The sequence below is a fragment of the Psychrobacter halotolerans genome, assembly GCF_039680845.1.
In the GTDB taxonomy this organism is placed as follows: domain Bacteria; phylum Pseudomonadota; class Gammaproteobacteria; order Pseudomonadales; family Moraxellaceae; genus Psychrobacter.
Genome location: NZ_JBDKWD010000004.1, coordinates 147,564 through 160,329, shown reverse-complemented (window position 1 = coordinate 160,329; position 12,766 = coordinate 147,564). Strand labels below are relative to the sequence as shown.

Genomic DNA, 12,766 nt, shown 5'->3' with positions numbered 1-12,766 from the left:
CCTAAAAAACAGTCTCTGTCAGTGCCATGGTTGACTGTTCAACACGCCCTAGTCTCGATGCCCAAGTGACTCAAGCGCTGCTGTAAATTTGAATAACAGTTGTCAGAGAGCACAGCCATGACGGGTAACACCCAAAGCCTATCTATAAGCATTTGATACTCAGCGGTCAACGACTGCCTATCTGTATGCTTGAAGATTAGCGCTTTTATTTTGACAGCATCTTTGGTGGTCACTACGATTGGATGGTCGCTGTATTGCAACAGCTCAGTCAAGCTAAAATCATAATGATCCGGATAAGGATGTCCAATAACGTCATAACCAAGCGCGCTTAAGGTATCAAAAAAACGCTGCGGGTAACCGATACCGCTCACCGCATGGACTTTGCTCCCGGTTTCAAGCCCTTCGCGTTTTGCTTGACGGTTAATCGAGGTAGATGGCCATAATCGCTGCATACCATCCGCTTTTAGGTGCATCGTCAGACGACTTTGTGGCTGATAGTTATGGTCTTTATGATAAGTTGCTACCGTCTCTAGACTTTCATGATAAATGACGTCTGCCCCTTTTAAGCGCGACATAGGCTCACGCAAAAATCCTGTGGGTAGCAGTTGCTCGTTACCAAAACCCCGTGCCGCATCGACCACAATCCATTCTATGTCGCGTTGTAGCGCATAATGCTGTAAACCATCATCGGCGATGATCAGTTGCAACTCAGGATAAGTGGCTAACAAAGTCGTAATGGCTTGCTCGCGGTTCGGGCAGACAGCCATTGCCACGCCCGTCACATTGACGATCAAACAAGGCTCGTCCCCGACTACGTTCGGTAAGCTTTTTGTCGTAACCAGCGCTGGCATCTGACTGGTGTCACCACCATAACCACGGCTAATGACGCCAACGTTGACCCCTTGCTCCTGCAAATGATTGACCAAAGTAATAATCAATGGCGTCTTGCCACTGCCGCCCACACTAATGTTGCCAATAACCATAACTGGTAGCGGCGCACGATAGCTTGAAAGTAGACCCATCTTATAGGCCTGACGACGCAGCATCGTAATCAATCCATATAACCAACTGATCGGTAGCAGCAACCATAACCAAGCAGCTTGACGTTGCCACGCCTGCGTCACTGTCGTCTCAATACTCATCATTGACCACTTATCTTATGCTATTTTGTGCGATTGGTTTGGTATTTCTTAAACGCCAAAGCTCTTTAATACCTCAGTTTTATTCAAAATCTCGAGCATACATTTGCGCATAATGGCCTTGCTTTTGTATCAACTCATCATGTGTGCCAAGCTCGACAATCTGCCCGCCATCTAATACGGCGATACGGTCGGCAGACTCAATGGTCGTCAAACGGTGGGCAATTACCAATGTCGTACGGTCTTTCATCACATTATCAAGCGCTTGCTGAATGTAGTACTCTGACTCATTATCAAGCGCACTGGTCGCTTCGTCTAAGATCAAGATGGGCGCATCTTTTAGCAAAGCACGAGCAATTGACAAGCGTTGACGCTGCCCGCCTGACAGTTGCAAACCTTCAGCACCGATTTCACTTTGATAACCATTCGGCAGCTTCATAATAAAATCATGAGCAAAGGCATCCTTTGCCGCCTTCTCGACTTCAGCCTGTGTTCTATTTGCCAAGCTACCATAAGCGATATTGTTAAATACCGTGGTGTTAAAGAGCACCACTTGCTGATTGACCATCGCAATTTGTGAGCGTAGGCTCTCTAACGTGATGTCCTCGATGGGCAGTCCGTCTAAGGTAATCTGCCCTGACGTGGTCGATAAAGTACGAGTTAATAAATTCACCAAAGACGACTTACCAGCACCGCTACGTCCGACCAATGCCACCGTTTCACCCGCTCGTATATCAAGCGTAAAATCACGTAATGCGATGGTCGAATCTGGATAAACCAAACCAATATTGTTCAGACGAATCTCACCTGACAAGGCAGGACTAACCACTCCTGTGTCTTCTTCTTCTGGCTCATCGAGTAGTGCAAATATTGACTCGCCAGCGGCAATGCCTTTTTGCAGTTTTTGGTTGACATCCGTCAATGAGCGCACAGGCTTACTCAGCAAACCAGCGGCAGCGATATACGAGATAAAAGCGCCTGCTGAGATATTGTCTATTACTGCTGGACGCAAAGCCAGCCATACCACAACCGACATCGCAATTGCCATTAATAACTGCACAAGCGGCGTATTGATGCTGTTGGTAACAACAACTTTCATGCCTTGACGTAGATTTCTCTTCGATGTTTTATCAAAACGCTGGGCTTCATAAGCTTGGCCGCCATAGTTTTTGACCACTTGATAACCACCAATGATTTCATTGGTAATATGACTGACGTCGCCCATCGTTTCCTGAATGCCTTTAGAAAGCTTCAGATATCGTTTGGAGGCCAACCGAATGAGCCATAATATAGGCGGCAACACCACAAATAAAATCAGGGTCAGACGCCAATTGCTATAAAGCAAAAAACCTATCAAGGCCACGACGGTCAAGCCATCACGGAGTAAGGTTTTCATAGAGTCGGTACTAGCAGCCGTCACTTGTTCCACATCAAATATCAGCTTGGAAGAAATAGTACCTGCTGGATTGGCAAGATAAAAAGAGCTTGGTAAGCGCAGCAATTTATTAAAAACTTCGACTCGCAGCTCATAGACAAGATTGCGTGAGACCAAAGCAGAATAATAGTTTCCCAAAAAGCTGCCGACACCGCGAACAAAAAACAGGCCAATGATTAGCAACGGAAACAAGTCTTGTTGACTTTGATCATTTTGGTTGATCGCATCGGTGATATATTGCAGTAATTTGGCAATCCAAATCTCTGTTCCTGCATTGATAGCAAAACCCAAAACCGTGAGGAGCAATGCCCACCAGTATGGTTTTAAATAGCTCAGTAGACGCAGCAAGGTTGCATACCTTGAGACAACTAATGGGGCTGCTACTGTTTTAGCAGGCATTTTCGTAGAGTCAGATGGATAGGTTTGGCTCATAAAAGCCTCAATTTGGATATTATTATAGAAATAGGCTGCACTTAGCGCACAGTTTTATGAGAGTGTTTTTGCTCAAAAGCGACCATATACTATGGTGGTAGAGGCTGGCCAAGCGGCACGACTGTACTGATATTAAGGTTTAAAAATCCCAATTTACCAGCGACATCCATCACCCGCACTACTGACTGGTGGGTGGCATTGGCATCCGCTGCAATGACAAATAACATGTCACGGTTACTGCCCGCCTCTTGTTGTAACATGCTGGTCAACTCAGCTTCATTACTACTGGCAAGAGTTATGCCATTGACCAAATAACTGCCGTCTTCTTGAACCGCTACCTCAATACTGTTTTTTTGTTCTGTCTGTGCAACGCCTTCCGCTTCAGGGAGAATGATGTTTAAACGACTAAAATGATTGAATGACGTCGCTAGCAATAAAAACACAATCAAAAACAACAAGCAATCGATCATCGGCGTCAAGTTAATTTCGAGTGGCTCAACCGTTGGTTTTCTAAAGCGCATATCACTCTCTTTAATTTCCGTAATGTCCATGTGCTCGGAAAATGCTGCACATAACTGTTGATGCGAACCTCTTACTAAGGCGCGATTGTTGGCGCTTTGTTTTGTCCTGAGGCTCTCATTGGACGCTCATGATCCAAGCCTTCCCCATTTAGTGCCGTATGGCGACGAGACTGATTAAAACCAGCTGCATGAGTATGTTCTAGCAACTGATAATCATAAAGCTCTTGAATCATAAGCCCCGCTTGGGTTTCAAACTGGGCATTGATATCAATGATACGACGCTGAAAATAACGATAGGCCACCAGTGCCGGAATCGCCACAATCATACCCGCTGCAGTGGTGATAAGCGCCTGTGACACGCCAGCTGCCAGCATTGTTGGGTCTTGCATCGCCCCATCGGTAATCGCCAAAAACGAAGAAATGATACCCAATACCGTACCTAATAGACCAAGCAATGGTGAAATTGCGCCTATGGTGCCGAGCATATTGATGTTTTTTTCTAGCTGATGAACTTGTACGCTGGCTCGGTTTTGCATGTGCATCGTCATCGACTCTAACCCATACTGACGATAAAGCAAACCTGTTGCCAAAATATCACCCAATGCGGTTTTTTCTTTGACATTCATTAATTGTGTGCGACCAATATCACCGTTTTCACGCAAGCGAGTAATAAGCTGTTCACGCAAGCGACTTGGCACAATTTTATTAAACTGTAAGGTGTGGCTACGTTCGATGATGATGACCAATGCCAATATCGAACACAACACAATAGGCGTCATCAACCAACCACCTGCTTTTACCAACTCCCACATAGCGACTCTCTTTTATTTTTCATAAAAACAGGGGTGATCAAAATGATGTAAAGAAAGAAGAATAACTGTAAGCTCTTTCGATCTTTTACGCTTGTGCTTCTATATGCTTAATGAGGGCAGCCAATTGGTCTTGGCTATGGAAGAAAATCTCAACGCTGCCTTGGCCATCTTTTTTGTGTTTGAGTTTTACCTCAGCGCCTAACATGTCTGTCAATCTCTGCGTTAACTGCTCAGCATCACGCGATTGTACTTGTTCAGTGCGCGTTACTTTAGGCGCAGGCTGCAAGATCGATTTGACCAGCTTTTCAGCGTCGCGTACGGTCATGCCGCCGTCAATGATTTTTTGTGCAATGATAGGTTGTTGCTCAGATGACAACGCCAAAAGCGTGCGTGCATGCCCCATGTCTAGAGCACCGTTTGCCAAATGATCTTTTACGGTATCGTGTAGTTGATTCAAACGCAGCAAATTTGACACCGTTGTACGCGCCTTGCCCACGACCTCAGCAATCATTGCATGACTCATACCAAACTCTGTATGAAAGCGCTGTAAGGCAGCCGCTTGCTCGATGACCGATAAATCTTCGCGCTGGATATTTTCAATTAATGCCAGTGCAATCGCCAGCTCATCAGACAAAGCACGTTCTATCGCCGGAATGACTGATTTTCCAGCCATTTTAGCCGCACGCCAGCGGCGCTCGCCTGCAATGATTTCGTGAGTAACGAAGGCTTCACTCTTGTCTTCATTCGCTAGTAAGGGACGGATAACAATCGGCTGCATCACCCCATGCTGCTCGATAGAAGAAGCAAGTTCTGCCAGCGCCGTTTCGCTCATGTCGCGGCGCGGTTGATATTTACCAGCCTGCAAACGCGTCACATCAATTTGTACCAAACTGATTTGATCTTCTGTAGTGCCTGCATCCGATCCGGTAGCGCGCACTTTATTAGCAGGTGCTTTATTATTAACCCGCGGCAAACGCGCTTTACGTTGACTATGATCAGACGTTTCCGTAGTACTTGATTGTACGACCGGTTTTTCATTGGTTTCTATACCGTCTGTCTCAGTAGATACCTGAGTATTTAGCGTGTCGGCTGGCGAGATTTGGTCACGCGCAGCCATATCATCTTGCAAAGCAGAGGCAGTAATTTGCTTTTCTTTTTTGATTGACCCTAATAAGGCATCTAAGCCTCGGTTAGCGGCCAACCCTCTTTTCTTTGCCATGATTACCTATCCTCTAACGCTAAATTAAAAGCCAATTGATTGTTAATGCGGCTTACTAAAAATACAATATTAAATGTTTTATGATGCAACTGGCATCTTAATGGCTTTGTTTCATTACTTCTGCTGCCAGTTTTAGATATGCACGTGCGCCTTTCGACCATCTCTCGTAAGCAATAACGGGCAAACCATGGGCAGGCGCTTCTGCCAAACGGATATTTCTTGGAATGTGAGTTTTGTACATAATGTCGCCAAAGTGCGCTTCGAGTTCAGCGGACACATCGCGCGCCAATGTATTGCGCGCATCAAACAAGGTTCTCACCACGCCGCGAATATACAGATTGGGATTGAGCTCGGTTAAACGCTCAATGGTTTGCGATAAGTCTGCTAAGCCCTCTAAGGCGTAATACTCACACTGCATCGGAATGATAACACTATCGGTCGCCACCAAAGCATTAATGGTCAGCAAATTCAAACTGGGTGCACAGTCAATAATGATATAGTCATAAGCGGGTTTTTGCGAAGCCACTTGACTAGCAACAAGATCCGCCATCGCGGTCTTGAACAACTCATGGCTATCGGACTTACTCATTAGAGTGATGTCCATACCTGCCAAATCACGATTGGCACCGATAACATCAAACCCAGCTGGGCTGGTAACAATAGCATCAGCTAATGACACGCCATCGAGCAGCACATCCGCTATTGTTAGTGCCAACTCATTTTTATCCACGCCTGTGCCACTGGTTGCGTTTCCCTGTGGGTCTAAGTCAATCAGTAGTACATGCTTGTTTTTAGCAGCCAAACTGGCGGTCAAATTTACCGCTGTTGTGGTTTTACCCACGCCGCCTTTTTGATTCGCAATTGCTATGATTTCCATACACTCACTCAATTTAATTGGGGTCTGTTACTTTGACACTTTTATGCTTTATTAATTTTATGCTTTCGTCATTATATTATTTGTCGATAGTTTGGTCATTCAATAGTCACTCAGCTTTATGTTTCACAAAATAGTTAATACGTTCCATATTGCCACTTTCATCGGTAAAGTGCTCATAGCTTAGACATTTTTAACAGACAATTCAATTAAATGACGGCTGTCATGCAAATACGGCACTTTTAGTGGAATGGTTTTGATTTGCCAATCACTCTCAAGCGCTTGTAATTCATCATCGCTTGGTGCCTTACCTTTCATAGCGCACAGATAGCCGCCATTTGCCAAACGCGAGTGCGCCACATCGACAAAATCGATCAAGCTGGCAAAGGCACGGGATGTGACCACATCGTAGCTGGCCTCATGCGCTTCGATACGAGACGCAATCGGCTGCATATTACTCAAACCAAGCTCGCTACTGATTTGCTTGATAAATCGTATTTTTTTCTGATTGCTATCTAGTGCTGTACATTGGCGTTCAGGCTGACAAATGGCGATAATCACCGCCGGCAACCCTGCACCCGTCCCAATATCGAGCAATGATCCTGATGGCAAATGCGTTATAATAGCCAAACAATCAATCACATGCTTGATCAGCGCTTCTTCTGGATCAGTGATGGCGGTCAGATTATACGCTTTATTCCACAACAAAAGCTGATCTAAGTACCGTAATAAGGTGCGCTGCTGCTCTGCACTTAATGATAAACCCAATTTGTCTATCGCTTGCGCCAAGGTATGAGCAAGCGTTGGTAATTGTGAGCCAAGCTTCACAAAGCCAGTCGGATCAATATGAACATTGCTCATGTTAGCAGAGGACGAAGAAGTTTTAGCGGAAGCTGACATATAGCAAGTTATCCAGTTATGACACGTGAACCGTCTATTTTATCATGCAGTCTGCCCATTGAATAGTTGCAGATTGCGCCAATGTGAGACATCTTATACTATCTGCCCTCGTATTAAGTGCGTTATTCTCTTTTAACGAGCTTAAACTAACCATTTATTTACTGATGTTTGCTATTATTTGCTTGCCTACATTCAGCGTTATGGCTTCTGACGATACAAAATTGCCTGTAATGACTTGTCTCAAGCATAGTGATATCTTGTAAGATGTCTAATTTACTATTAAAAATTAAGCATAAATAATCAACTATAAAATGCTAAGCACTACATTTAAGTACAATAGTATAAGCACAGCAAGCGACGTAAAAAGCTCAGATATAACAAACGAATCCATCAATACCATTCCATTATTTTAAGACGATTTACCAGACGCCTATGACCGAACAACGCCGCACGCCTATCCCTCAAGTATCAAAAGACACTCATGATACGGCAACACCCACCACTGAATTAACCGTTACCGAGCAAGCGACAACAGACACGCCGCATCCTAGCTTTATTGAAGTCAAAGAGCGCTGCCTTCTTGCTGCTGAGCAACTTAAGCGTTATAGCGAGCCAGATGAGCTGCCACTAGACACACGCACGGCACCTGATTTGGATGTTGGCTTTGGTCAACAGCGTGCGCTTAAAGCCTTGCAAACAGCGTTAGATATTAAGGCCAGTGGTTATCATGTGTTTGCCGCTGGCGAAAACGGGCTTGGCAAACGAACCATTATTAGCCGCCTGCTCAATCGCATCGCAGCAGATGCCCCGACACCGGACGATTGGGTTTATGTACATAACTTCACCGATCCACGCACGCCTTTAGCGCTACGTCTGCCTGCTGGTCAAGCGGTGCTGCTGCAACAGCAAGTGAATAACTTATGGCAACAAGCCAAAAAACGACTGAGCCAACGCTTTCGCAGTGATCAATATCAAAGTAAAATCGAAGCCATCAAAAACAACACGCATGAGCAAGAGAGTCAGGCGTATGAAGTGTTAAGCGCCGAAGGCAAGCAATATGACTTAGCGCTCACGTTTCGCTCGTTCGATAATAAAGCCGTTTTTGTACACCCAAGCCAGCTGCCAGCAGAAGATCATGACAATCATAGCGATCATGCTGATACCAAAGTTGCTGACACCCAATCTTCTCGCAATCTTAAAAATAAATCAGCGATAGACAACCATAAAAAATCAACCAACGCTGGTACGCAGAATGACAATAGTGAATATGACGATACTAAATACGGTAATAGTGAATACCAAGCGGAACTGAATAACTTTGTACAAAAAAATCACATGCAAAAACGGCTTAGCCAGCTGACCATAGCGTTAGAAAAGCTAGAAGATGAAGCCAATGATGCCATAGAGACACTACATCGCAGCATTGCACGGCGAGCATTGCAGCCGTTGTTTGCTCCTGTTTATGAGCAGTTTTCTACTCACCCGCTTGTGATTGATTATCTCAAAGCCGTATTTGCCGATATGGTCACGCATGTAGAGCGCATCGTCAACGGTGATGATGAAGAGTTTGTGACAGCGGTGCTCGCCACGACGCCAAGCCGCTATGCGGTTAACGTCATTGTCAGTCACGAACCTGACAATGGTGCGCCTGTGATCTTTGAGGACTTGCCGACGCATTTAAACTTATTGGGTCATGTCGAGCAAATCACACAACTGGGCACAGTGACCACTGACGTCAGCATGATTCGAGCAGGTGCGCTACACCGTGCCAATGGCGGTTATCTGCTACTAGAAGCCAGCCACTTGCTAGAGCATCCTTATGCTTGGCAAGGGCTTAAACGCGCTCTACAATCACGCAAAATTAAGCTGTCTAGTCTCGAGCAAATGCTGACGCTAACAGGTAGCTTATCGTTATCGCCTGCACCCATTGATCTTGATATTAAAGTGATTTTATTGGGTGAAGCAGATTTGTATTACGAACTGTTAGAGCTTGAGCCTGAGTTTGATGCCGTATTCAAAGTTCGCGCCGACTTTCATGATGACGTGGTTCGTACCAGCGAGCATGAGCTGGCATTGGTCGCAAAAATGGCGGACATCATCGATTACGCCAATCTCTGTCCTTTTGATCGCTACGCCCAAGCCAATTTGCTTGAACATTTAAGCTTACAAGCCGAAGAGCAAGACCGCTTGAGCTTACATAGCGACTTGCTCATCAAGCTGCTTCATGAATCAAACCGTCATGCACGTTTGAACAATGAATGCATTGTCACAGCTGAGCACGTCACTCAAGCCATTGAGGACATGGATGAGCGCTCAGGCTACTTGCGCGATCTATATTGGGATGAGCTAAAAAACGGTCAGCAATTGATCCAAACCCAAGGCAGTGCGGTCGGACAAGTCAATGCCCTAACCGTGGTCAGCTATGCGGACAGCGAGTTTGGCATGCCAGCGCGTCTGACCGCCGTCATTCAACCAAATATTGGCGCAGGTGAGATTCTTGATATTGAGCGCGATGTGGACTTGGGTGGCAGCTTACACGCCAAAGGCATGCTGATCATGACCAGCTATTTGCGTGCCTTGTTCAGCCAACATCACGCTTTAAACTTTAGCGCCTCACTTGCTTTTGAGCAAAGCTACGCGCAGATAGATGGCGATAGTGCCACCGTCAGCGAAGGCTGCGCACTTCTGTCCGCTTTAGCAAACGTTCCCATTGATCAATCTCTTGCCATCACAGGCTCCATGAACCAGCTGGGTGAAGTACAAGCCGTTGGCGGTATCAATGCAAAGATTGCCGGATTCTTCGATGCGTGCCGTGAGCAAGAGCTGACGGGTCAGCAAGGCGTAGTCATTCCCATGGCCAATGTCAAACAACTAATGTTGCGCGACGACATCATCGATGCGGTAAGAGCGGGTAGCTTTCATATTTATGGCGTGCATACGCTAAGTGAAGCCTTAACCTTAATGACTGGTCTCCCTATCGACACGATGAATAAAAAAGGTCGTTACCGCAAAGAAACCTTATTTGGCAAAGTATTAAGCCGCTTGATGTTGTGGGATGACAATCAAGATGGCGAGGATGACCTTGATGATAAAAAGTCAAAAAACAAAGATAAGAAAAAACGTAAAGCCAAACGTCAAAAAAAAGAGGATAAAAAAAGAAAAGATACAGGTCAGGACGAAAAAGACGATGATAAGATCGCAAATGATGGCGATGCACCTGTCAGCTTGGAGATCAATCATTAAATGGGCGTAATCAAAAACATAATCAAAAACGAACGTCCCTAGACGCTACGACGCTTTTCTGCGATGATAAATGATTAGGGCGTGTTGAACACGCCCTAATGGTGCGCTAAAAACGTGTAAAACTGACTGTGACTTTGTAAAGGTTAATAAAGGTTATTTTTCATGACGGTACATTCTACTGACGCCAACGTTCTTCAAACTCGGACAGATCCTGATACCAAGGCCAGTACTCTGGTGGCTAGCGACAATCAGGCTGTAGATGAGTCAGGCAAAAATCGACACGGCGCGGCAACCACAGCGCGGCAGTGGCAAGTATTGTCACAGCTCCAGCGCAATCGTTGGGTGGGCACCACGCATATATTTGAGCAGCTTATGATGGCAGGCTTTGATATCAGTTTGCGCACCGTACAGCGTGACTTGAATGCGCTCGCCAAGCGTTTCCCCATTGAAAAAAACAACGCCAATCCACAAGGGTGGCGCTGGTGCGATGACGCGCCATTACAAAGCTTACCGCATATGAATCTGTCGCAAGCAGTTGCCTTTAATATGGTAGAAGCCAACCTCACCCAACTACTGCCTCCTGTCATTTTAGATGAGCTATTTCCTTGGTTTGATTTGGCCAGACGACAGCTTAAAAACAGTAAAGTCACCCATTCTTGGATAGATAGAGTGCGGATTGAACCTGCCACGCAGCCGTTGATTGCGCCGCATATAGATTTAGAAAGCAAAGACAATATTTATCATGCGTTGTTTTATCAGCTACAAATCAAAGCGGCTTATACTCGCGGCGACAAGTCACAAGCCAGTGAATATACCTTAAACCCGATTGCGATTATTCAGCGCGGGGTGATTATTTATTTGGTAGCAACCCGCATCGATGACCCAGAAGCCATCATTCGAACCTTTGCCTTGCATCGATTTGCCAGTGTTGAAATTCTCGAGACGGCTGCAAAAACACCGGATAATTTTCAACTGGATACCTATTTGGACTCAGGCGGTATGGGCTTTAGCCATCCGTTATTTAGCGTGTTACCGGATCATGGCAAAAATACGCCCATTGAGCTACAATTTACCAAACAAGCAGGCAGAAGCCTCACTGAAAGTAAGCTGAGTGAGGATCAAACGGTGACATTCAATGAGGACACACTGACGATCAAAGCCACGGTTAATTTGACCTCGCAGCTGGTGTGGTGGTTACGAGGTTTTGGTAATGGGTTATTAAAAGCCGAGCCTGAGCTGCTCTATCAAGCTGTATTAGACGAACCTTTGAATAATAAATAGCCGCTGATGATACTATTTAACTGATGTTTAAGTTTGTCTGTATCCGAATCATCTCGACGCCCCAAAAACAGTATTACGACCCTATAAAAAACTAAGAACTAAAAAGGAATATTATGTCGACCCCTGTGCCATCACCCTTATTGTCGGACAGTTTAAAAGGACTGGGCTTAGATGCAGGTGCCTTATTTTTTGCCCTGAACTACGAGTTTACGAAGATTCAGTCAAAAGGCCTGTTTAAGCGCTTTAAGAAGAATAAAGAAGCGATCGATATTGATTTGGCATGTGTGCTATACGACAACCATTCCAGCATTCATGACATCGTCTGGTTCAAACAATTGCGTGACAAAGCTGAGTCCGTAAGGCATCAAGGTGACAGTCTAAATGGCAAGGATCGCGGTGAGCAAGCAATGTATCAAGCGCCACTTGACCAAGAACAAATCAGACTGTACCTAGATAAGATACCCATCCGTATCACCCATATTGCTATGATTGCTAACTCTTACCATGGTCATCCTTTTTCTAGAGTCGAAAAAGGCGAAATTCATCTCAGTGATGATGAAGGCAATCGGTGTTTTGAAGTCAATTTAAAGCAACTTCCAAAAGATTGTACGACGCTTTGGGTGGCACATTTGCGCCGAGAAATAGACGATTGGCATTTGACCTTGCAAAACTTACCGCTTGTTGCCGAAGATATCACGGATGCAGCACAAGAAGTCGCTCATGAATTGGCACGGGCACTCCCTATTCCACAAGGCTTATAAAATCGTTCTATTATTCTGTCAACTATTATATATAAGAAATAACCACGTATAAAAAAGGTGCTGTGTTCAATAACGTAGCACCTTTTTTATCATATCAAACCTTATATTAAATTACGGCGATAAAAACTTATGAGATAGCGCTTTATAAG

10 protein-coding genes are annotated in these 12,766 nt (G+C 45.2%); 3 read left to right on the top strand and 7 right to left on the bottom strand.

Annotated elements, in window-relative coordinates; all coding sequences use genetic code 11:
* Positions 1–38 precede the first annotated feature (38 nt).
* The 7 genes from lpxK to rsmG all read right to left on the bottom strand — a co-directional run bounded on the left by lpxK (position 39) and on the right by rsmG (position 7,332).
* Positions 39–1,145, bottom strand: coding sequence for a tetraacyldisaccharide 4'-kinase (gene lpxK, locus AAJP47_RS09015; RefSeq protein ID WP_497198708.1), 1,107 nt, complete (start codon positions 1,143–1,145; stop codon positions 39–41).
* Between the two features lie 76 nt (positions 1,146–1,221).
* A complete protein-coding gene (gene msbA, locus AAJP47_RS09010; protein ID WP_346717783.1) occupies positions 1,222–2,973 on the bottom strand; it encodes a lipid A export permease/ATP-binding protein MsbA in 1,752 nt (583 codons plus the stop codon).
* A gap of 122 nt (positions 2,974–3,095) precedes the next feature.
* Positions 3,096–3,527 (bottom strand): ExbD/TolR family protein, encoded by a 432-nt coding sequence (locus AAJP47_RS09005; protein WP_346717581.1) that lies wholly within the window; start codon positions 3,525–3,527, stop codon positions 3,096–3,098.
* A 74-nt stretch (positions 3,528–3,601) separates the two neighbouring features.
* On the bottom strand, positions 3,602–4,339 hold the full coding sequence (locus AAJP47_RS09000; protein WP_346717580.1) for a MotA/TolQ/ExbB proton channel family protein: 738 nt from the start codon (positions 4,337–4,339) through the stop codon (positions 3,602–3,604).
* An 85-nt stretch (positions 4,340–4,424) separates the two neighbouring features.
* A complete protein-coding gene (locus AAJP47_RS08995; RefSeq protein WP_346717579.1) occupies positions 4,425–5,558 on the bottom strand; it encodes a ParB/RepB/Spo0J family partition protein in 1,134 nt (377 codons plus the stop codon).
* 97 nt (positions 5,559–5,655) lie between these two features.
* On the bottom strand, positions 5,656–6,435 hold the full coding sequence (locus AAJP47_RS08990) for a ParA family protein (RefSeq protein WP_346717578.1): 780 nt from the start codon (positions 6,433–6,435) through the stop codon (positions 5,656–5,658).
* Between the two features lie 180 nt (positions 6,436–6,615).
* Positions 6,616–7,332, bottom strand: a complete 717-nt coding sequence (rsmG, locus tag AAJP47_RS08985) for a 16S rRNA (guanine(527)-N(7))-methyltransferase RsmG (RefSeq protein WP_346717577.1) — start codon at positions 7,330–7,332, stop codon at positions 6,616–6,618.
* A 432-nt stretch (positions 7,333–7,764) separates the two neighbouring features.
* On the opposite strand from rsmG, the gene AAJP47_RS08980 reads away from it, so the two are divergent.
* The 3 genes from AAJP47_RS08980 to AAJP47_RS08970 all read left to right on the top strand — a co-directional run bounded on the left by AAJP47_RS08980 (position 7,765) and on the right by AAJP47_RS08970 (position 12,617).
* On the top strand, positions 7,765–10,575 hold the full coding sequence (locus tag AAJP47_RS08980; RefSeq protein ID WP_346717576.1) for an AAA family ATPase: 2,811 nt from the start codon (positions 7,765–7,767) through the stop codon (positions 10,573–10,575).
* Between the two features lie 162 nt (positions 10,576–10,737).
* The gene (locus tag AAJP47_RS08975) at positions 10,738–11,856 is read left to right on the top strand and encodes a helix-turn-helix transcriptional regulator (RefSeq protein WP_346717575.1); all 1,119 of its coding nucleotides are present in this window, start codon (positions 10,738–10,740) and stop codon (positions 11,854–11,856) included.
* Between the two features lie 113 nt (positions 11,857–11,969).
* On the top strand, positions 11,970–12,617 hold the full coding sequence (locus tag AAJP47_RS08970) for a TerD family protein (RefSeq protein ID WP_346717574.1): 648 nt from the start codon (positions 11,970–11,972) through the stop codon (positions 12,615–12,617).
* Positions 12,618–12,766: the final 149 nt, after the last annotated feature.

Excerpts from the sequence above, each read along its gene's own strand:
- lpxK (WP_497198708.1), bottom strand. The coding sequence starts at position 1,145 with ATGATGAGTATTGAGACGACAGTGACGCAGGCGTGGCAACGTCAAGCT.
- msbA (WP_346717783.1), bottom strand. The coding sequence starts at position 2,973 with ATGCCTGCTAAAACAGTAGCAGCCCCATTAGTTGTCTCAAGGTATGCA.
- AAJP47_RS09005 (WP_346717581.1), bottom strand. The coding sequence starts at position 3,527 with ATGCGCTTTAGAAAACCAACGGTTGAGCCACTCGAAATTAACTTGACG.
- AAJP47_RS09000 (WP_346717580.1), bottom strand. The coding sequence starts at position 4,339 with ATGTGGGAGTTGGTAAAAGCAGGTGGTTGGTTGATGACGCCTATTGTG.
- AAJP47_RS08995 (WP_346717579.1), bottom strand. The coding sequence starts at position 5,558 with ATGGCAAAGAAAAGAGGGTTGGCCGCTAACCGAGGCTTAGATGCCTTA.
- AAJP47_RS08990 (WP_346717578.1), bottom strand. The coding sequence starts at position 6,435 with ATGGAAATCATAGCAATTGCGAATCAAAAAGGCGGCGTGGGTAAAACC.
- rsmG (WP_346717577.1), bottom strand. The coding sequence starts at position 7,332 with ATGTCAGCTTCCGCTAAAACTTCTTCGTCCTCTGCTAACATGAGCAAT.
- AAJP47_RS08980 (WP_346717576.1), top strand. The coding sequence starts at position 7,765 with ATGACCGAACAACGCCGCACGCCTATCCCTCAAGTATCAAAAGACACT.
- AAJP47_RS08975 (WP_346717575.1), top strand. The coding sequence starts at position 10,738 with ATGACGGTACATTCTACTGACGCCAACGTTCTTCAAACTCGGACAGAT.
- AAJP47_RS08970 (WP_346717574.1), top strand. The coding sequence starts at position 11,970 with ATGTCGACCCCTGTGCCATCACCCTTATTGTCGGACAGTTTAAAAGGA.